Annotated in this window: 21 protein-coding genes; 8 read left to right on the forward strand and 13 right to left on the reverse strand. The window is 69.4% G+C overall.

Translation table 11 applies throughout. The annotated features are described in order from the left end of the window. Window positions 1-9 precede the first annotated feature (9 nt). From fliM to fliR, 6 genes are read left to right on the forward strand one after another with little or no spacing between them, the layout of a single operon-like run. Window positions 10-999 carry a flagellar motor switch protein FliM gene (fliM, locus tag BM109_RS07120; RefSeq protein ID WP_093341684.1) on the forward strand — a complete coding sequence of 330 codons (990 nt, stop codon included), beginning with the start codon at window positions 10-12 and terminating at the stop codon, window positions 997-999. Next, window positions 989-1,354: a flagellar motor switch protein FliN gene (fliN, locus tag BM109_RS07125; RefSeq protein ID WP_093341686.1), complete on the forward strand. Its 366-nt coding sequence runs from the start codon at window positions 989-991 to the stop codon at window positions 1,352-1,354. The genes fliM and fliN overlap by 11 nt, the downstream gene beginning before the upstream one ends. Before the next feature lie 25 nt (window positions 1,355-1,379). After that, window positions 1,380-1,676, forward strand: a complete 297-nt coding sequence (locus tag BM109_RS07130) for a FliO/MopB family protein (RefSeq protein WP_093341687.1) — start codon at window positions 1,380-1,382, stop codon at window positions 1,674-1,676. Next, window positions 1,657-2,406 (forward strand): flagellar type III secretion system pore protein FliP, encoded by a 750-nt coding sequence (gene fliP, locus BM109_RS07135; protein WP_093341689.1) that lies wholly within the window; start codon window positions 1,657-1,659, stop codon window positions 2,404-2,406. Before BM109_RS07130 ends, fliP begins: the two co-directional genes overlap by 20 nt. After that, a complete protein-coding gene (gene fliQ / locus BM109_RS07140) occupies window positions 2,403-2,672 on the forward strand; it encodes a flagellar biosynthesis protein FliQ (RefSeq protein WP_057591754.1) in 270 nt (89 codons plus the stop codon). The genes fliP and fliQ overlap by 4 nt, the downstream gene beginning before the upstream one ends. 19 nt (window positions 2,673-2,691) lie before the next feature. Then, window positions 2,692-3,462, forward strand: coding sequence for a flagellar biosynthetic protein FliR (gene fliR / locus BM109_RS07145; RefSeq protein WP_057591753.1), 771 nt, complete (start codon window positions 2,692-2,694; stop codon window positions 3,460-3,462). A 1-nt stretch (window position 3,463) separates the two neighbouring features. Here fliR and BM109_RS07150 read toward each other — a convergent pair whose 3' ends face one another. The 3 genes from BM109_RS07150 to BM109_RS07160 form a co-directional block, all read right to left on the reverse strand. Beyond that, on the reverse strand, window positions 3,464-3,991 hold the full coding sequence (locus BM109_RS07150; protein ID WP_093341691.1) for a nucleoside 2-deoxyribosyltransferase: 528 nt from the start codon (window positions 3,989-3,991) through the stop codon (window positions 3,464-3,466). Window positions 3,992-4,119: 128 nt separating this feature from the next. Further along, a complete protein-coding gene (locus BM109_RS07155; RefSeq protein WP_093341693.1) occupies window positions 4,120-5,514 on the reverse strand; it encodes an alkaline phosphatase PhoX in 1,395 nt (464 codons plus the stop codon). Window positions 5,515-5,802: 288 nt separating this feature from the next. Further along, the gene (locus BM109_RS07160) at window positions 5,803-6,606 is read right to left on the reverse strand and encodes a helix-turn-helix domain-containing protein (RefSeq protein ID WP_256222412.1); all 804 of its coding nucleotides are present in this window, start codon (window positions 6,604-6,606) and stop codon (window positions 5,803-5,805) included. A 66-nt stretch (window positions 6,607-6,672) separates the two neighbouring features. Between BM109_RS07160 and BM109_RS41475 the strand changes: the two genes are divergently transcribed. Both BM109_RS41475 and BM109_RS07170 read left to right on the forward strand, forming a co-directional pair. After that, window positions 6,673-7,077, forward strand: a complete 405-nt coding sequence (locus BM109_RS41475) for a helix-turn-helix domain-containing protein (protein ID WP_218159362.1) — start codon at window positions 6,673-6,675, stop codon at window positions 7,075-7,077. 3 nt (window positions 7,078-7,080) lie between these two features. Continuing rightward, window positions 7,081-7,332: a hypothetical protein gene (locus BM109_RS07170; protein WP_093341696.1), complete on the forward strand. Its 252-nt coding sequence runs from the start codon at window positions 7,081-7,083 to the stop codon at window positions 7,330-7,332. Here the strand turns inward: BM109_RS07170 and BM109_RS07175 are convergent. The 10 genes from BM109_RS07175 to BM109_RS07220 all read right to left on the reverse strand — a co-directional run bounded on the left by BM109_RS07175 (window position 7,265) and on the right by BM109_RS07220 (window position 19,604). Beyond that, complete coding sequence (locus BM109_RS07175) at window positions 7,265-7,768, reverse strand: hypothetical protein (RefSeq protein WP_093341697.1); 504 nt, start codon at window positions 7,766-7,768, stop codon at window positions 7,265-7,267. The two genes, BM109_RS07170 and BM109_RS07175, sit on opposite strands and share 68 nt — an antisense overlap. A gap of 106 nt (window positions 7,769-7,874) precedes the next feature. Further along, a complete protein-coding gene (locus BM109_RS07180; protein WP_093341699.1) occupies window positions 7,875-9,899 on the reverse strand; it encodes an ABC-F family ATP-binding cassette domain-containing protein in 2,025 nt (674 codons plus the stop codon). 168 nt (window positions 9,900-10,067) lie between these two features. Next, window positions 10,068-10,943 carry a 50S ribosomal protein L3 N(5)-glutamine methyltransferase gene (gene prmB / locus BM109_RS07185; protein ID WP_093341701.1) on the reverse strand — a complete coding sequence of 292 codons (876 nt, stop codon included), beginning with the start codon at window positions 10,941-10,943 and terminating at the stop codon, window positions 10,068-10,070. Then, a complete protein-coding gene (dapE, locus tag BM109_RS07190) occupies window positions 10,940-12,118 on the reverse strand; it encodes a succinyl-diaminopimelate desuccinylase (protein ID WP_093341703.1) in 1,179 nt (392 codons plus the stop codon). The genes prmB and dapE overlap by 4 nt, the downstream gene beginning before the upstream one ends. A gap of 14 nt (window positions 12,119-12,132) precedes the next feature. Continuing rightward, window positions 12,133-13,281 (reverse strand): PilT/PilU family type 4a pilus ATPase, encoded by a 1,149-nt coding sequence (locus BM109_RS07195; RefSeq protein ID WP_093341704.1) that lies wholly within the window; start codon window positions 13,279-13,281, stop codon window positions 12,133-12,135. 92 nt (window positions 13,282-13,373) lie between these two features. Then, the gene (gene dapD, locus BM109_RS07200; protein WP_093341706.1) at window positions 13,374-14,207 is read right to left on the reverse strand and encodes a 2,3,4,5-tetrahydropyridine-2,6-dicarboxylate N-succinyltransferase; all 834 of its coding nucleotides are present in this window, start codon (window positions 14,205-14,207) and stop codon (window positions 13,374-13,376) included. Between the two features lie 50 nt (window positions 14,208-14,257). After that, a complete protein-coding gene (dapC, locus tag BM109_RS07205; RefSeq protein WP_093341707.1) occupies window positions 14,258-15,484 on the reverse strand; it encodes a succinyldiaminopimelate transaminase in 1,227 nt (408 codons plus the stop codon). Between the two features lie 47 nt (window positions 15,485-15,531). After that, window positions 15,532-16,167, reverse strand: coding sequence for a LysE family translocator (locus tag BM109_RS07210; RefSeq protein ID WP_093341709.1), 636 nt, complete (start codon window positions 16,165-16,167; stop codon window positions 15,532-15,534). 31 nt (window positions 16,168-16,198) lie between these two features. Further along, window positions 16,199-17,545 (reverse strand): amino-acid N-acetyltransferase, encoded by a 1,347-nt coding sequence (argA, locus tag BM109_RS07215; RefSeq protein ID WP_093341712.1) that lies wholly within the window; start codon window positions 17,543-17,545, stop codon window positions 16,199-16,201. A 43-nt stretch (window positions 17,546-17,588) separates the two neighbouring features. After that, entirely contained in the window at window positions 17,589-19,604 is a 2,016-nt protein-coding gene (locus BM109_RS07220) for an AAA family ATPase (protein ID WP_093341713.1), read from the reverse strand. Window positions 19,605-19,675: the final 71 nt, after the last annotated feature.

The raw sequence follows: 19,675 nt of genomic DNA on the forward strand, positions 1-19,675 counted from the left end.
GAAGCGCCCATGAGCAGCAGCGAACAGGACACCGAGGCCGCGCCCGAGGCGGCCGCCCCCACCGACACCGCCGAGCGCATGGCCGACGCGGCCGCGCGCGACTACGACATCACGGCCGGCGAGGAGCGGCTGGTGCGCCGCCCCATGCCCACGCTCGACGTGGTGCACGACCGCTTCGCGCGCAACCTGCGCCAGGGCCTGTTCCAGCTCGTGAGCCGCAGCGCCGACATCGCGATCGAGCCGGTGCAGCTGCTGCGCTTCTCCGATTTCCTCGGCGCCTTGCCGCTGCCATCCAACTTCAACATCGTGGCGATGCCGCCGCTGCGCGGCCGCGCGCTGGTGGTCTGCGAGGCCACGCTGATCTCGGCGCTGGTCGATGCGCTGTACGGCGGCTCGGGCACGGTGCATGCGCCGATCGAGGGCCGCGACTTCTCGCCGACCGAGCAGCGCGTGATCCAGCGCGCGCTCGGCGCGATCTGCCATGCCTACAACAGCGCCTGGCAGGACGTGTATCCGCTCAAGCTGGTGCCCGACCGCTCCGAGACCCACGTGCAGTTCGTCGACGTGGCCGCGCCCGGCGACACGGTGCTGGTCAACCTGATCAAGGTCAGCGTGGCGGGCGTCACGGGCCACATCCACGTCTGCCTGCCCTATGCCTCGCTGGAGCCGATCCGCTCGGTGCTCTACGGCGCGCAGCAGGCGCGCGAGATGGCCGAGGACCGGCGCTGGGTGACCATGCTCACGCGCGAGATCCAGGCCGCCGAGGTCACGCTGGTGGCCGAGCTGGCCCATCCCGAGGTCACGGTGGCGCAGCTCATGAGCATGAAGCCCGGCGACTTCATCCAGTTCGACCGCCTGCCGCAGCTGGTGGCCTCGGTCGAGGGCGCCCCCGTCTTCATCTGCCACTACGGCACCCACAACGCGCGCTACGCCTTGCGCATCGACGAATGCCTGCGCGGCGACGACCCGCACTGGCTTGGAGGTTCACATGTCCACTGATCAAGCCACCCCAGACAACGCGGCCGGCGGCTGGGCCGAGGCGCTCGAGGAAGTGCCCGCGGGCGCCGCCGCTTCGGGCGCGGCGCCACTGCAGGACATCCAGCGCGTGCTCGACATCCCGGTGCAGCTCTCGGTGGAGCTGGGCCGCAAGAAGGTGCCGATCAAGCAGATCCTGCAGCTGGGCCAGGGCTCGATCGTGGAGCTCGACACGCTCGCGAGCGAACCGATGGACGTGCTGGTCAACGGCTACCTCGTCGCCCAGGGCGAGGTGGTGGTGGTCAACAACAAGTTCGGCATCCGGCTGACCGACGTGGTCGCGCCGGCCGAGCGGCTGCGCCGGCTCAACCGGGTCTGAGGCGGCTTTCCCTCCGTTCTTCTCCATGACGCAGAGCCTGCTCACCATCGTCGTCTTCATCGGCCTGATCTGCGCCGTGCCCTTCGTGCTGCGCCGCCTGCAGCAGCGCCGCGGGCTCGGTCCGGCCGGCGCGGGCGGTTCCGCCTCGCGCCTGCTGTCGGCCGTGGCGGTCGGGCCGCAGCAGCGCGTGGTGACGGTCGAGGTCGGCCCCGAGGGCGCGCGGACCTGGCTGGTGCTGGGCGTGACCGGCCAGTCGATCACCTGCCTGCACACGCTGCCGGCCGCGTCTTCCGAGGTGCCGCATGCGCAATTGCCGCGCTAAGGCCCTCGCGGCCCTCGCGCTGCTCGCGCCCGCGTTCGCCCTCGCGCAGGAGGCCGGCGGCCAACTGCCGCTGCTGGTGGGTTCGGGCAGCGGCGGCACCAGCTTCTCGGTGCCGGTGCAGACCTTGCTGTTCTTCACCGCGCTGTCGTTCCTGCCGGCCATCGTGCTGATGATGACCGGCTTCACGCGCATCGTGATCGTGCTGTCGCTGCTGCGCCAGGCGCTGGGCACGCAGTCGGCGCCGCCCAACCAGGTGATCATCGGCCTGTCGCTGTTCCTCACGGTGTTCGTGATGGGCCCCACGCTGGACCGCGTCTACGACGAGGCCTACAAGCCCTACAGCACCAATGCCATCGGCTTCGAGGAGGCGCTCAAGCGCGCCGAGACGCCGATGCGCCAGTTCATGCTCAAGCAGACGCGCCAGAGCGACTTCGCGCTGTTCGCGCGGCTGGCCAAGCTGCCGGCCGACGTCAAGGCCGAAACCGCGCCGATGCGCGTGCTGATCCCGGCCTTCGCCACCAGCGAGCTCAAGTCGGCGTTCCAGATCGGCTTCATGATCTTCATCCCGTTCCTGGTGATCGACATCGTGGTCTCGAGCGTGCTGATGTCGCTTGGCATGATGATGCTGTCGCCGGTGCTGGTCGCGCTGCCGTTCAAGCTCATGCTGTTCGTGCTCGCGGACGGCTGGAACCTGTTGATCGGCTCGCTCGCCGCGAGCTTCGCCACATGAACGCGCAGATGGTCCTGACCATGGGGCAGGAAGCGCTGGTCATGCTCCTGACCGTGTCGCTGCCGGTGCTGCTGGTGGTGCTGGTCGTGGGCCTGGTCGTGAGCATCTTCCAGGCCATCACGCAGATCAACGAGGCCACGCTGGCCTTCGTGCCCAAGCTGGTGGCGGCCGTGGCGGTGTTCGCGCTGGCCGGGCCGTGGATGCTCGCCACGCTGGTCGACTACATCCGCCGCGTGATCGAGTCGATTCCGCAGATGGTGCTGTAGCGCGTCTTCTTCCGTTGCCGTGCTGACCTTCACCGAAGCCCAGCTCATGGCCTGGGTCACGCCCGTGCTGTGGCCCTTCCTGCGCGTGCTGGGCGTGTTCACCACCGCACCGGTCTTCTCCTCGCGTGCCTTTCCGGTGCGCGCGCGCATCGGGCTGGCCTTCATGGTCGCGCTGTGCGCGCAGGCCACGCTGGACACGCCGCCGATGATCGGCCTCAACGACGCCGCGATGCTCGGCACGCTGGTGCAGCAGGTGGGCATCGGCATGGCGATCGGCTTCTCGGTGCGCATGGTGTTCGCGGCGGTGGAGTTCGCGGGCGAGCTCGTGGGCCTGCAGATGGGCCTTAACTTCGCCTCCTTCTTCGATCCCGTGAGCAGCGGCCAGACCAGTGCCGTATCGCGCTTCTTCGGCAACATCGCGGTGCTGTTCTTCGTGGTGATCAACGGCCACCTCACGGTGCTGATGGCGGTGATCCGCAGCTTCGAGGCCTTCCCCGTCGGCGGCAGCCTGCTGCAGGCGCTGGCGCGCACGCGCATGCACGAGCTGGGCACCGACCTGTTCGCGAGCGCGATGTGGATTGCGCTGCCGATGATCGGGCTCCTGCTGTTCGTCAACTTCACGCTGGGCATCGTCTCGCGCGTGGCGCCGCAGATGAACATCTACGCCATCGGCTTCCCGGTCACGCTGACCGCGGGCCTGGCCGGCATCGCGCTGGTGCTGCCGATGATGGAGCAGCCGCTGCTCGCGCTGATGGAACGCATGATCACGACCGCCGCGGGCGGCCGCTGAGTCAGCCCAGTCGCTGCTGCAACAGGTCGAGCGCTTCCTCGGCCGTGCGCGCGATGCGGATCGAGCAGGCCAGCATCAGGTTGAGCGGCAGCTCGAAACCCTCGACCGCCATGCCGTTCGCGTCACGCAGCGTGCCGTCGGCCTCGCGCCGCGTGGGCAGTGCCGCTTCCACGCGCGCCGCATAGCTGCCCTCGGGAATGCCGTAGCCCACCACCGGCAAGCCCAGCGCGATCGCCACCCCGACCTCGAACACCGTGCCCGAATCGGGCTCGGTGCCGCGGAACGGCGACAGGTCGGCGATCACGCCCGAGGCGCGGCGCAGCAGCGCCATGTTGGTGTCGTAGATCGCCTGCGCCACCTCGGCCGGCGGCGTGGCCGGGCCGCTCGCGTCCTCGGCCGGCGGCAGCGCCTCGAACCCGCGTGCCTCGCAGGCCTCGACCAGGCGCTGCAGGCGCGCCGTGGCATCGGCGCTGAAGACATCGGGGCCGGCGAGGTAGACGCGCCGCACGCGGTCGGAAGGAGCGTTCATGGGCCGAGTATGCGGCGGCATGGCGCGCGCGTGCGTAGGGCGATGCGCCCTGGCATATCGCCGCGGACGAAAAAAAGCCCGGACGAACCGGGCCAAGACTGCTCGCAGGAATGAACCGCCGTGCCGCTTTACTTCGCGGGCGAAGGCAGCGTGATCTCGAAGGTGATGCCGCCGTTGCTCGAGCCGCTGGTGCCGCGCTGCGAGCTGAAGTACAGGCGCGTGCCGTCGGGCGAGAGGGCGGGGCCGGTGACTTCGCTGTCGTCGTGGCCCACGAGGCGCATCAGCGGCTGGGAGGTGCCGGCTTCGATGCGCAGCACGCCGATCTCGAGGTTGCCCGCGTCCTCGGCCACGAGGATGTCGCCGAGCGCCGAGATCGTGAGGTTGTCGGGCTCGTCGATCGAATGCGTGGCCGGGTCCTTGTCCTTGCCGTCGTAGATCACCTCGAGCGTCTGGTTCAACGTGTCGTAGGCCCAGATGCGGGCATTGAACGAGGTCACGAAATAGACGATGCCGTTGAAGAACCAGATGCCCTCGGCCTTGGTGAAGATGGCGCCGGGCGGCGTGAGTCCGCCGGTGCGCATGGCGCTGCGCACGCCGGCCTGCGCCTTCTCGGGATTGATCACGTCGAGCCATTCCACGGGCTGGGGCGTGCCGTAGTCCTTGAGCTTGGCGTAGTCGGGCGCGGCGAGGTCCACGTCGTTCACGATGCCCTTGACCTTGAGCACTTCGAGCCGGCCGCTCTTCATGGCGGGACGCGCCGCGCCTTCGGGCCAGTCGCTGGCGTCGCAGACGAAGCGGTAGACGCGGCCGCCCGATGCGTCCTCGGTCAGGTAGAGCGTCTTGTGGACCGGGTCCACGCAGACGGCCTCGTGCGCATAGAGGCCGAGCGCGGGCAGGCTGGGCGCGCTGCTGGCATCGACCCAGGGCTTGGCGGGATCGCACTCCCACACCATGCCGCTCGAATGCTCTTCGCACGAGAGCCAGGTGCCCCAGGGCGTGGGGCCGCCGGCGCAGTTGGTGGAGGTGTTCTTGAGCACGGCGTACGAATCGACGACCACGCCGTTCTTGTCGAAGCGCAGCGCGCCGACGCCGCCGGTCTTGCTGACTTCCGAATTGCTCAGGTAGATCCAGCCGCCGTCGGGGCCCGGATAGACCGCGCCGCCATCGGGCGCGGCATGCCATGCGTAGCTGCCCGCGGCCGCGGTGCCCGAGCGCGCGACGATGCGCGAGCTGAAGCCCTTGGGCAGCATCACGCCGTTGGCGTCGGCGGCCTGCAGCGCGGAGAACTCGGCGAACGGGCTCTTCTTCACGGGCGGCGCCGGCGGCGGTGCGGGCGGCTCGCCCGCGGGCGGCGGGCTCGGCGGCAGGGCGCCGATCGGCGGGAAGGCCACGCCGTCGCCGCCACCGCCGCAGGCGGCGAGGAAGGCGGGCAGCGTGACGGCACCGGCGGTGGCGAAGCTCTGGCGCAGGAAGGCGCGGCGCTGGGGCAGGTCGAGGGGAATCGCGGGGAAGGCTTTTGTCATGTTCTTTGCATCGTGAAGTCAGGTCGCGGTCAGGGAAGACCGGGCCCGATTCTTCGGGGGTGCGATGGCAGAACGATGACGCTGGACGCAAGGCGTCGCGGAAAAAAAACAGCCCGCACGAGGCGGGCTGGAAGGTGACCTGCGGAGGAGGGAGGATCAGAGGTACAGGTCACAGGGAGAGCCCTTAATGTGCTCTGCGAACCTGCATGCAACCTGACCGCGCGCGCCGTTTCGCATTCCTGGAGGGATGCTCATCCTGGGCTCATTCTTCTCGCCGCGGCGCTCGACTCAGTCCTCGTCTTCCCACTTGCCGATGACCGTGCCCAGCACGGTGAACGCGAGCCGGATCGGTTCGTGCGCGGGATTGAGCGGCTGCAGCCAGCGCCGGCCGTCCTCCTGCTTGAAGGCCTTGAAGGTGACCTCGCCGCTGGCGTCGAGCCTCGCGATGATGCGTTCGCCGTCCATCGGCTGCACGCGCTGCGGGTCGACGAAGATGATCGCGTCGGCGGGATAGCTCTTCAGGTGGCCGCTGGGCGCGGTCATGCTGTCGCCGCGCACACGCAGCGCATAGGCCAGCTCGCTGTGGCGGCTCACGCAGGGAATCCACATCTCGGCCGGAACCGGTTGCGGTGGCGGCGCGGGCGGCAGCTTGCCCTTGCGCAGCTCGCGCACGTTCAGTGGCAACGGGGGCGGAGCCGGCGGCGTCGGTTCGGGGATGGTGGGGCCGGTCCAGGTGGCGGCCTGTTCCCAACTGATCAGCGGCACGGTACCGGGCGTGCCGGGGCGGTAGAAGGGGATCGGCGGCGGCACGCGGGTCACGCGGTAGGAGCCGTCGGGTTCGCCCGTGATGTTGGCCGAGCGCGGCAGGGCGGCCTCTTCCCAGGGGGCGCGCCCTTCGCCGGTGGCCAGCCACACCGGATCGCAGCGATAGGCGAGAGCAAGCTGCAGCAAGCCCGAAGGGCGCAGGGTCTCGCCGCGTTCGATCTTCGAAATGTCCGATTGCCGGACCCCCGATTTGTCCTCGGCTGCCCTTTGCGTCATGTCGGCGTAGAGGCGAGCCGCCAGTGCTCGTGCGGCTAGGGAGTCTTCCATAGCCGCAGATTTAATCCCGAGAGAATATTCTATATCGACTCTAGAATAAGCGAAAGGGAGTCAGCCATGAAGCCACAAGAGCTCGTACTGGCGCTGCGCGCCATGGGACTTACGCAGAAGCAGATCCAGAAACGGACCGGCATTCCGCAACCCACCATCAGCAAGATCGGACGCTACGGCGAGCGCGACGTGATGCTGCGCACCTACGACGCGCTGCTCGCCGCCTACGAGCAGCAGCTCAAGGAAGGACCGGTGGCGCCAGGGCCGGGCCGGGGCCGGCCATTGTCGCGCAGCGCGCCGGTCGAGAACGCGGCCTCCGAATCGACACCCGCGACCCCGGCCTCAGCGTCCGCGCCGGCGCCGACGCCGGCCAGGTCGGGCAGCTCGTCCCGCCGCCGACCGGCGGCCCCGGTGGTGCTGCGGCCCTTCCCGCGCGGCCCGCTGCCCTGGCCCGCGATGCACCGCGATTGAGCCATGCGCCGCGAAGCCGCGCCGGGCCTCGAGTTCGAGGGCGCGCTGCGCGGGCTGCTGATGCTGGTGTCGGTGGCCGTGATCTGCGTGGGCTTGCAGGCCGGCGACATGCTGGCGCTGGGCTTGGGCGGCTTCGGCCTGGCGGTCGGCGTGGCCCTGGCGCTGACCACGCCCGACCGCGAAGCGCTCAGGCGGACGCGGGCGCTTCGGCGGGCGGCAGCGCGAGCGCGGTGCGCACGCGCACGCAATCCTTGATGTGCTGTTCGCCCAGCGCGCGCAGCGCGGCATAGCCGAGGGCGGCCGACACCACCTGTCCGGCGATCGGCACGTACTTGGTGGCCTGCTTGGCCGTGAGCCGCATGCCGGCATGGCGCGCGAGCTTAAGCAGCAGCTCGCGTGTGACCAGCCGGCCGACCAGCAGCGCGCCGACGGTGGTGGCGGCCTTCTGCACGCGCTCGCGCTGGTGCGTGCCGAGGCGGTCGATCTGGGTCACCGAGAGTCCGAATTCGGCGCTGATCTGCGGCACCAGCCGCGAGAGCAGGGCGGCGTCGGCCATCCAGTCCACACCCGGCAGCGGCACGGCGCTGGCGGCCGCGGCCATCAGCGCCTTGCGTCCGAGCAGGCGCCGGCTGCGCAGGATGGCGGCGATCAGCTTCTCGTCGCCCTGGGCCAGTTCGATGGCGGATGGCATGCGGTGCACCTCCCGGGTGGTCGTCGGATGGATGGGGATCTTCCGATAGATGGTCCGCCCGGGCGGTGGTTCAAGGCCTGCAGGCGTTACTGGCGTTACAGGCTAGTCACGCGCTCAGGGCTTCGAGCTGGTCCGACAGCGCGAGCCAGCGTTCCTCGAGCTGGCCGATCTCGTCGTTGAGCGCCTTGAGCCGCTTGCCGGCGTCGGCGATCTCGGCCGGCGGCAGCGGCTCGGCCAGCCGGGCCTCGAGCGCGCTGCGCTCGCTGCCGGCCGCGGCCATGCGCTCGTCGATCTTCGTGAGCTCGCGCTTCAGCGGCTTGGCCTGCTCGCTGCGCTGCTGGCGCTCCTGGGCGTCCTGCTTGCGCTGCTGCAGGTTGCGCGACGAGGCCGCGGGCGCTGCGACGGGCGCCGGTGCGGGAGCGGCGATCGGCGCGGGGGCGGGCGCAGGGGCCGCGGCCGCCGCCGCGTTCGCCACCTTGGCCTCCTCGCGCAGCCGCTTGGCCTCGTCGAGCAGGTAGCGCTGGTAGTCGTCGAGGTCGCCGTCGAAGTCGCCGACCACGCCGCGGCCCACGAGCCAGAACTCGTCGCAGACCGAGCGCAGCAGCGCGCGGTCGTGGCTCACGAGCATCAGCGTGCCCTCGAATTCGTTGAGCGCCACCGCCAGGGCCTCGCGCGTGGCGAGGTCCAGGTGGTTGGTGGGCTCGTCGAGCAGCAGCAGGTTGGGCCGCTGCCAGACCATCATCGCGAGCACCAGGCGCGCCTTCTCGCCGCCGCTCATGGTGCCCACGGGCTGCTTCACCATGTCGCCGCTGAAGTTGAAGCTGCCGAGGTAGCCGCGCAGCGCCTGTTCGCCGGTGGCTTCCTTCACGCTGCTGCCGAGTTCGCGCGCCATCCGCACCATGTGCTCGAGCGGGTTGCTCTCGGGGTGCAGCACATCGAGTTCCTGCTGCGCGAAGTAGCCGATGTTCAGGCCCTTGCCCTCGGTGACCTGGCCGGCCAGGGCGCCCATCTCGCGCGCGATGGTCTTCACCAGCGTCGACTTGCCCTGGCCGTTGGCGCCCAGGATGCCGATGCGCTGGCCCGCGAGCACCGAGCGGTTGACGCCGCGCAGGATGGTCTTGGGCTCCTCGTTCTCGATCTCGTAGCCGAAGCTCGCGTTGCTGATCGACAGCATCGGGTTCGGGATGTTGCCCGGCTCCTTGAACTCGAAGCTGAAGTCGGCCTCGGCCAGCAGCGGCGCCACGCGCTCCATGCGCTCGAGCGCCTTCACGCGGCTCTGGGCCTGCTTGGCCTTGCTGGCCTTGGCTTTGAAGCGGTCGATGAACTTCTGCAGGTGGGCGATCTTGTCCTGCTGCTTGGTGAAGGCCTGCTGCTGCTGCTCCATCTGCAGCGCGCGCATGTCCTCGAACTTGCTGTAGTTGCCGCCGTAGCGCGTGAGCTGGGCGTTGGCGATGTGCAGGGTCACGTCGGTCACGGCATCGAGGAACTCGCGGTCGTGGCTGATGACGATCATGGTGCCCGCGTAGCGCTGCAGCCAGGCTTCGAGCCAGACCAGGGCGTCGAGGTCCAGGTGGTTGGTGGGTTCGTCGAGCAGCAGCAGGTCGCTCGGGCACATCAGCGCGCGCGCGAGCTGCAGCCGCATGCGCCAGCCGCCCGAGAAGCTGTTGACCGGCGCGTCGAGTTCGTGCGCCTTGAAGCCCAGGCCGAGGATCAGCGCCTGCGCGCGCGGCACGGCATCGTGCTCGCCGGCATCGGCCAGGTCGGTGTAGGCATGCGCGAGCGCCATGCCCGCGTCGGCGTCGTCGGGATCGGCCTCGTGCGCGGTCTCGGCCAGCGCGAGCGCCTCGCGCAGCTCGACCAGGCGGGTGTCGCCGCCGACCACGAAGTCGGTGGCCGACTCCTCGGTCTCGGGCATGTTCTGCGCGACCTGCGCCATGCGCCACTGCTTGGGCACGGAGAAATCGCCGCCGTCCTCGTGCAGGGTGCCGTTGAGCAGCGCGAACAGGGTGGACTTGCCCGCGCCGTTGCGTCCCACCAGGCCGACCTTCTCGCCGGGGTTGAGGGTGACGGTGGCGCCGTCGAGCAGGACCTTGGCGCTGCGGCGAAGAATGACGTTCTTGAGAGTGATCATGAGAGAGGAACCGTGGGGGCGATTATCCCGCCCGGCCCTTGCGTCTTGGCGACAAGGGACAAAGGCGCGGAAAACTCGCCCGAAAACCGGGATTCGCGGCCGATGGCCGCGAGAAGAAGGAGGAAGGGGTTGCGGTCGAGCGCAGCTAACGCACGCCGGCGCCGGCCCTCATGGCGCGAGCGCCGCCAGCGCGGCACGGGTGGCGAGCAGCACCTGGTCGTCGCCGGCCGAGGTTTCGAGCCACACCACCTCGAGCTGCGGAAACGCCGTCTCGAAGTGCTCGCGCTCGTTGCCGATCTCCAGCACCAGCACCGCGTGCTCGCTCATGCGCGCGGGCGCGTCGGCGAACAGCCGGCGCACGAAATCCATGCCGTCGGTGCCGCCGGCCAGCGCCAGCTCGGGCTCGGCGCGGTATTCGGCGGGCAGGGCGGCCATGCTTTGGCTGTTGACGTAGGGCGGGTTGCACAGCACCAGGTCGTAGGGGCCGGGCGTGGCCGCGAGGCCGTCGGACTCGATCAGCCTCACGCGCGCATCGAGCGCGTGGCGCGTGACGTTGATCGCCGCCACCTCGAGCGCCGCCACCGACAGGTCGGCGGCGTCCACCCTCACCTCGGGATAGGTCAGCGCCGCGAGCACCGCGAGGCTGCCGTTGCCGGTGCACAGGTCGAGCACGCGCTGCGTGTGCTCGCCGAGCCAGTAGTCGATGGAGCCGTCGGCGATCAGCTCGGCGATGAAGCTGCGCGGCACGATGGCGCGCTCGTCGACATAGAAGGACACGCCCTGCAGCCAGGCTTCCTTCGTGAGGTAGGCGGCGGGCTTGCGGCTCGCGATGCGCTCGGCGATCAGCGCCTCGACCTTGGCCGCGTCGGCCGGCGCCACCGGTGTGTCGGCCACGGCGTCGAGCTCGTCGAGCGGCAGCTTGAGGCGCCACAGCACCAGCCAGGCCGCTTCGTCGAAGGCGTTGGCCGTGCCATGGCCGAAGGCCACGCCGGCCTGCTCCAGTTGCTCGGCGCCCGCTTCGATCAGCGCGATGACGGTCTTCATGCCGCGAGGGCAGCGTCGAGCTGCTTCAGGGTGCGCAGGTAGATGTTCTTCAGCGTCTCGATCTCGGCCACCTCGATGTGCTCGTCGATCTTGTGGATGCTGGCGTTCACCGGGCCGAGCTCGACCACCTGCGGGCAGACCTTGGCGATGAAGCGCGCGTCGCTGGTGCCGCCGCTGGTCGACAGCTCGGTCTCGATGCCGGTCTCGTCGCGGATCGCGCCCTGCACGGCCGCGACCAGTTCGCCCGGCGTGGTCAGGAAGGGCAGGCCGCCGACGGTCCAGGCCAGGGTGCAGTCGACGCCATGCGCGTCGAGCACGGCCTGCACGCGCTGCTGCAGCGCCTGCGGCGTGGACTCGGTCGAGAAACGGAAGTTGAAGTCGATCACCGCGCTGCCCGGGATCACGTTGCTCGCGCCGGTGCCCGCGTGGAAGTTGCTGATCTGCCAGCTCGTGGGCTGGAACCAGGCGTTGCCGGCGTCCCAGCCGCCGGCCGCGTTGATCGCGACCAGCTCGGCCAGCGCGGGCGCCACCGCATGCACCGGGTTCTTCGCGAGGTGCGGGTAGGCGATGTGGCCCTGCACGCCCTTGATCGTGAGCTTGCCGCTCATGGTGCCGCGGCGGCCGTTCTTGATCATGTCGCCGCAGCGCTCGACGGCCGTGGGCTCGCCGACGATGCAGTAGTCGAGCCTCTCGCCGCGCGCGGCCAGCGCATTGCACACGACCACGGTGCCGTCGACGCCCGGGCCTTCCTCGTCGCTGGTGAGCAGCAGCGCCAGCGTCAGGCGCGGATCGGGCACGGCCTGCAGGAACTCCTCGATCGAGACCACGAAGGCGGCCACCGAGGTCTTCATGTCGCAGGCGCCGCGGCCATAGAGCTTGCCGTCGCGGTGGGTGGGCGTGAACGGGTGGCTGGTCCACTGCTCGACGGGGCCGGTGGGCACCACGTCGGTGTGGCCCGCGAACACCAGCGTCTTCGTGGCGGCCGAGGCGTCGGCCGGGCGGCGCACCGCCCACAGATTGGTGACCCGGAAGTCCGCCGGACCGCTCTCGATGGTCTCGAGCGCGAAGCCCAGCCGCGCGAGCCGCTCGCCCAGGATCTGTTGGCAGCCCGCGTCGTCGGGGGTGACGGAAGGGCGCGAGATCAGTTGTTCGGCGAGCTGGAGCGTGCGGGACATCGGGGGAGCGGTTCTCAGAATTTCACGTCGAGCGTGATGTCGGTGAAGGTGGGCTCGTCGAGCTGGTCGGTCAGGTGCCGCTCGTCGGCCTGGGGCTTGGGCGCCTGGCGGTTCTGCAGGCGCCACATGAGGTTGGTGGGCGAATCGGCATGCGCCAGCCCTTCCTCGCGGGTGATGCGCTCCTCGATCACGAGGCGCGCGATGTCTTCCTCGAAGGTCTGCGAGCCTTCGGCCATGGATTTCTCCATCGCTTCCTTGACGCCCGAGAAGTCGCCTTTTTCGATCAGCTCGGCCACCAGCGCGGTGTTGAGCATGACCTCGAGCGCCGGCACGCGCGCGCCCTGGGGCGTGCGCAGCAGCCGCTGCGAGACGACGGCGCGCAGCGCCGAGCCCAGGTCGCCCAGCAGCGTGGGGCGCACCTCGACCGGGAAGAAGCTCAGCACGCGGTTGAGCGCGCGGTAGCTGTTGTTGGCATGCAGCGTGGCCACGCACAGGTGGCCCGACTGCGCATAGGCGATGGCCGCGGTCATGGTCTCGCGGTCGCGGATCTCGCCGATCTGGATCACGTCGGGCGCCTGGCGCAGCGCGTTCTTCAGCGCCGTCTGCAGCGACTGCGTGTCGCTGCCCACCTCGCGCTGGTTCACCAGCGAGCGCTTGTTGGTGTAGGTGAACTCGATCGGTTCCTCGACCGTGAGGATGTGGCCGCTGGCGTGCTCGTTGCGGTAGTCGAGCATCGAGGCCAGCGTGGTGGTCTTGCCGGCGCCGGTGGCGCCCACCATCAGGATCAGCCCGCGCTTCTCCATGATGAGGGTCTTCAGGATGTCGGGCAGGTTGAGCTCGTCGAAGCCCGGGATGACCGAGGCGATGTGCCGCACCACCACCGCGTAGGTGCCGCGCTGGCGCATCGCGCTGATGCGGAAGTTGCCCGCGCCCTCGATGCCCACCGCCATGTTGAGCTCGCCGTTGGCCTCGAGCTCCTGGATGCGCGCGGGCGGCACCACCTCGGCCAGCAGCGCGAGCGGCGCGGCCGGCGGCAGCACCTGCGCATTGATCGGCACGCAGACGCCGTTGATGCGGATCTGCACCGGGGAGTGCGCCGACAGGTAGATGTCGGAGGCTTTGCGCTCGGCCATCAGCCGAAGAATCCGCTCCATCATGTTCATCGTCGCTCTCCTTCTCCTCGGTCGTTCGGCGGTGCCGTCGTGGCACTCTTGGTGGGACAGGAAAAAGGCGGCCCCCTTCGGCCGCCGTTCGATCAGTCGCGCAGCAGGTCGTTGAGGCTGGTCTTCGAGCGCGTCTGCGCGTCGACCGTCTTCACGATGATCGCGGCGTAGGTGCTGTAGTCCTGGCCGGTCTTGGTCTTCTTGGGCAGGTTGCCGCTGATCACCACGCTGCCGCTGGGCACGCGGCCGTACGAGATCTCGCCGGTGTCGCGGTTGAAGATCGGGGTGCTCTGGCCGATGTAGACGCCCATGCCGAGCACCGAGTTCTCTTCCACGATCACGCCTTCGACCACTTCGGAGCGCGCGCCGATGAAGCAGTTGTCCTCGATGATGGTCGGGTTGGCCTGCAGCGGCTCGAGCACGCCGCCCAGGCCCACGCCGCCCGACAGGTGCACGTTGGCGCCGACCTGCGCGCACGAGCCCACGGTGGCCCAGGTGTCGACCATCGAGCCTTCGCCCACGTAGGCGCCGATGTTCACGTACGAGGGCATCAGGATCGCGCCCTTGGCGATGAAGCTGCCGCGGCGGGCCACGGCCGGCGGCACGATGCGCACGCCCGAGTCCTTGAGCTCGCTGGCCGACAGGTGCGAGAACTTGGTCGGCACCTTGTCGTAGAAGCCGAGCGAACCGGCCTGGATCTGCTCGTTGTCCTTGAGGCGGAACGACAGCAGCACGGCCTTCTTGATCCACTGGTGCACCGTCCACTGGCCCACGCCTTCGCGCGTGGCCACGCGCAGCTTGCCGTTGTTGAGTTCGACGATCACGTGCTCGACGGCATCGCGCACTTCGGCCGAGGAGGCGCTGGCGGAGATGTTGGCGCGGTCTTCCCACGCGGCGTCGATGATTTGTTGCAGTTGCTGGGTCATGAGGACTCTCGGATGAAGAAGCGAAAAATCGGGGGCGGGGAGAGGCAGGATCAGCGGCCGCCCTGCACGAAGCGCACGATGCGCTCGGCCGCCTCGACGCACTCGGCGGTCTCGGCCACCAGCGCCATGCGGATGCGGCCCTTGCCCGGGTTGACGGGGGCGCCGCCCTGCGGGCCATGCGTGTCGCGTGCCAGATAGCTCCCCGGCAAAACCGTGACATTGTATTGAGCGTAAAGGGCGCGGGCGAAGCCTTCGTCGTCGCCGGCCCACACTTCGGGCACGCCGGCCCAGAGGTAGAAGCTGGCGTCGGGCAGGCGCACGTCGAGCACCGGCTCGAGCAGCGGCGTGACGGCCGCGAACTTGGCGCGGTACATCGCGCGGTTGTGCACCACGTGTTCCTCGTCGCCCCAGGCGGCGATGCTGGCCGCGGCCACGATGCCGCTCATGGCGCTGCCGTGGTAGGTGCGGTAGAGCAGGAATTTCTTGAGGATCTCGGCATCGCCCGCGACGAAGCCGCTGCGCAGGCCGGGCACGTTGCTGCGCTTGGACAGCGAGGTCAGCGCGACCAGGTTCCTGAAGTCGCCACGGCCGAGCCTGGCGGCCGCTTCCAGCCCGCCGAGCGGCGGCTCGTCGCGGAAGTAGATCTCGCTGTAGCACTCGTCGGAGGCGATCACGAAGCCATGGCGCTCCGACAGCTCGAACAGCTTGCGCCATTCGTCCAGCGGCATCACGGCGCCCGTGGGGTTACCGGGCGAGCAGACGAACACCAGCTGGGTGCGTTGCCAGATCGCCTCGGGCACGCTGTCCCAGTCCACGGCGAAGTTGCGCGCGGGCACGCTGGGCGCGTAGTAGGGCTCGGCGCCCGAGAGGAAGGCCGCGCCCTCGTAGATTTGATAGAAGGGATTGGGCGAGATCACGACCGGCGGATGGTCGCGGTCGCTGGGGTCGATCACGGTCTGGGCCAGCGAGAACAGCGCCTCGCGCGAGCCGTTGACCGGCAGCACCTGGGTGGCCGGGTCGAGCGCCAGGCCGTAGCGCTTTTGCAGCCAGTCGGTGAAGGAAGTGCGCAGCTTCGGGTCACCGGCGGTGGCGGGGTAGGCGGCCAGCGCGCCGAGGCCGGCGCTCAGGGCCTCTTTGATGAATTCGGGTGTCGCGTGCTTGGGTTCGCCGATGCCGAGGCTGATGGGCTTCAGGTCGGGGTTCGGCGTGACGCCGGCGAACAGCTGCTTCAGCCGTTCGAAGGGATAGGGCTGGAGCCTGGAAAGCAGGGGATTCATGGGGCGCGATTATCGGCGACACGGGCCGCCGCCGCCCCGGCGCGGGCTCAGGGCGTGGCGCGGCGGTAGAAGGCCAGCGAGCCGGCCAGCGCCAGCAGCATCGCGCCGCAGGTGCGGTCGATCCAGCGCGCGGCCCGTGCGGTCAGCAGCTGCATCGCCTTGGCGCCGACGAAGGCGTAGACCAGCATCACGGCCATGTCGAGGCCCGCGAACAGCACCGCGATGATCGCGTACTGCATGCCCTGGGACGCGGCGGGATCGATGAACTGCGGCAGCAGCGCCGAGCAGAACAGGTAGCCCTTGGGATTGGTCACGGCCACCAGGAAGGACTTGAAGAAGACCTGGCGGCCGCTGCCCGGCGCGGCGGCCGCGCCCTCGGCGGGCCGCTCGAAGCTGCCGCCCTTCGAGCGCAGCATGCGGATGCCGAGCCAGGCGAGGTAGGCCGCGCCCACCCACTTGAGCATCGAGAACCAGAATTCCGAGGCCGCGAGCAGCGCGCCCAGGCCCAGCGCCACCGCGCCCACCAGCACGAAGTCCGACAGCATCGCGCCGAACATGCCCGGCAGCGCGCCGCGCACGCCGCGGCGCGAACCGTTGCTCAGCGCCAGCAGCACGGTGGGGCCGGGCGTGGCGATGGCGGCCAGGGCCACGATGCAGAACAGCAGGGCGGTGGTGAGCGTCATGGTTTCTCGCGGGCGGAATCGATGGAAGGGTTCAGATCTTCTTCACCAGCACCTGGCTCTTGCGGTCCCAGTTGTACTTGCGCTTGCGCGCCTCGGGCAGCCAGTCGGGGTTGACCTGCTGGAAGCCGCGCTTGAGGAACCAGTGCATGGTGCGGGTGGTGAGCACGAACAGGCTCTCGATGCCCATGGCCTTGGCGCGGTGCTCGATGTGTTTGAGGATGCGTTCGCCGTCGCCCTGGGCCTGCGACTGCGGCGAGACGGTGAGCGCGGCCATCTCGGCGGTCTTGGCCTCGGGATAGGGATAGAGCGCCGCGCAGCCGAAGATCACGCCGTCGTGCTCGACCACCGTGTACTGGTGGATGTCGCGCTCGATCTCGGTGCGGTCGCGCTTGACCAGCGTGCCGTCGCGCTCGAAGGGCTCGATCAGCTGCAGGATGCCGCCGATGTCGTCCACCGAGGCCTCGCGCAGGCTCTCGAGCTTCTCGTCGATCACCATGGTGCCCACGCCGTCGTGTACGTAGATCTCGAGCAGCAGCGAGCCGTCGAGCGCGAACGGCAGGATGTGGTTGCGCTCCACGCCGGCCTTGCAGGCCTTCACGCAGTGCTGCAGGTAGAAGGCGGTGTCGGTGGGTTTCTGCGCCGGCGGCAGCGCGGCCAGCAGCTTCTCGGCGGCGTCCAGCGGCAGCTCGGTGTCGATCGGGTTGTCCTCGCTCTCGGGCAACTCGCTGTGGATGCGGATGCCCGGGGTCTCGGTCAGGAAGATCAGCTTGTCGGCCTGGATCGAGATCGCCACGCTGGTCGCGACTTCCTCCATCGTGAGGTTGAAGGCCTCGCCGGTGGGCGAGAAGCCGAACGGCGACATCAGCACCATCGCGCCGAAATCGAGCGTGCGGCGGATGCCGGCCGAGTCGACCTTGCGCACCAGCCCCGAATGCTTGAAGTCCACGCCGTCGACCACGCCCACGGGCCGCGCGGTGATGAAGTTACCCGAGATCACGCGCACCGTCGAACCGGCCATCGGCGTGTTCGGCAGGCCCTGGCTGAACGCGGCCTCGATCTCGTAGCGCAGCTGGCCCGCGGCTTCCTGGGCCGAATCGAGCGCCACCGCGTCGGTGATGCGGATGCCGTGCGAGTACTTGGCCTCGTGGCCCTTGGCGGCGAGCTGCTCGTTGACCTGCGGGCGGAAGCCGTGCACCAGCACGATCTTCACGCCCATGCTCTGGATCAGGGCCAGGTCCTGCGCGATGCTCTGGAGCTTGCCGGCCGCGATCGCCTCGCCCGCGAGCCCGACCACGAAGGTCTTGCCACGGTGCGTGTGGATGTAGGGCGCGACGGAGCGGAACCAGGGCACGAAGGTGAAATTGAAGACGGTCGACATGGGGCGTGATTGTGCATTCTTGGGCGCGTTTTGGTGCAGCGCATCAGGCCAGGGCGCGCAGCAGCCGCGCGGCACCCCCGGCCGGCGGCGTGCCGCGAGCCTTGAACGACGCGAGCTGGGTGGCGTAGGCGTCCAGCGGTTCGGCCTCCGGCCCGGCCGGCGGGCCCGCCGTGGCGAGCGGCAGGCCGAGCAGCGCGGCGAGTTCGGCCGGCGCGATCGAGCCCTGGGCCATCAGCGCATCGACCACGGCCAGGAAGGCCGTCGCATGCGACTCGATGAGTTCGAGCGCGCGGATGTGCTCGCGCGCCAGGATCTGCTCGATCTCCCGGTTGGTGGCCGCCACGTCGGTGTTGAGGTTGTCGTTGGCGTCGGTCGTCACGTCGGTGCGGCTCCAGCGGCTGCCGAAGGCGTGGTGGCGCACGTGGCGCGCCGCGGTCTCGGTGGCCTGCGCCAGGTCCTGCTCGGCGCCGGTGGTGGCGCCGGCATCGCCGAACACCAGCCGCTCGGCCGCGCGCCCGGCCAGGCTCACGCAGATGCTGTCGAGCGTGTTCTGCTTCGACCAGGCCTTGCGCTTCACGTAGCTGTTGTAGCCGCCCTCGAACGAGGCCACGTTGATGCGGATCTCCTGCGGCGCGCGGCCGAACAGCAGCGCATAGACCAGCCCGTGGCCGGCCTCGTGTACCGCCAGCAGCGCGCGGAAGTCGGCGTTGGCGCGCTGCTTGAGCCGGTTGAGCTCGAGCACCACCGGGAACTCGCGCCGCGCGAGGCGAAAGCGCGCCACCATCTTCGCCTGGCCCTGCGCACCCTGCGATCCGTCGCCCGCGTCCAGCATCAGCCAGACCGGCTCGGCGCCGTTGGCGCCCTGTTCGAGCGCCCAGAGCGCCGCGTTGACCAGGGTCGCGCTGAGGATCGCGTGGATCGACGAGAACAGCGGCCGCGTGCCTTGGGCGGGGAACACCGCGTTGGCGTAGATCTGCTCGTAGACGCTGGCGTCGAGCACGAAGCGCACGCCCGAGCTCTCCTGGATCTCGCCCACGTAGCGGTCGCAGATCGAGAGGATCAGGCGCACGTAGGTCGCGCGGTCGAACGAGGGATAGATCACGTGGTTGTTGCCCAGCCGCGCGATCTGCTCGGGCTTGAAGCGTTCGGCCAGCGCCTTCTTGACGTCGATCAGCGAGAGCTTCTTCGTCAGCGCGTGGAAGATGTCGGCATCGGTGTCGCAGTCCTCGACCCGCTTGGCGGTCTCGGCGTACATCTCGTCGAGGTTGCCCGAGACGAACACCAGCAGCTTCGAGTAGTCGGTCTCCCAGCTTTCCTGCGAGGCGCGGAAGGCGCGCAGCCGCTCCTGAATCTCGGCCGGCTTCCAGGTCATGATGTCGAGCAGCGATTCGCGCAGCTTGAGGCAGCGCTTGAACTCCTGCGCCTCCCACGGCGACAGCTGAAGCCGGCGCTTGCGGCGCGGCTTGCCGTCCTTCTGGTCTTCCTCGTCGTCGTCCTCGTCCGCGCTCTTGCGGTCCTGGTCGTACTCGGCCCAGGCCAGCGAGGACTCGATCTCGCCGAGCACCGACAGCGAAGGCGGCAGGCGGCCGTCGGACAGCAGCGCCCAGACGTCCTGGTAGCGCTCGACCTTGGCTTCCTTGCCGTGCTTGTCGACGGTGCGAAAGCGCTGGAACTCGTCGAGCACGAGGATGCCGCGCTCGCCCTCGGCGATGCCCGACTCGGCCAGCATGGCCGAGATCGAGCCGGCGCTGCGGTGGCCCGAGCCGTGGCTGAAGCCGTCCATCTGCACTTCGATGAAGCGGTCGTAGAAGCCCAGGTGCTGGGCCAGGCGGCGCACCAGCTGCGTCTTGCCGGTGCCCGTGAGGCCCCAGAGGCAGATCACGACCGGGCGGCCGATGAGCTGCGGCAGCACGTACCAGGCGCGCAGGGAATCGATCACGCGATCGATGATGTCGTCGATGCCGAAGAGCTCGGTCTTCAGCGAATGGGCCACGGCCTGCAGGTGGCGCGAGCGCTCGGCGAGCGTCGCATGCAGGTCGGAATGGATGTCGTTGGACATGGCGGTGTTTTTCTTCTTCGGATGATGTTTCGGGAGACGGGAACGCGGCCGCTTCCCCGCGAACGGGGAGA

It is taken from the genome of Variovorax sp. PDC80 (genome assembly GCF_900115375.1).
Lineage (GTDB): Bacteria > Pseudomonadota > Gammaproteobacteria > Burkholderiales > Burkholderiaceae_C > Variovorax.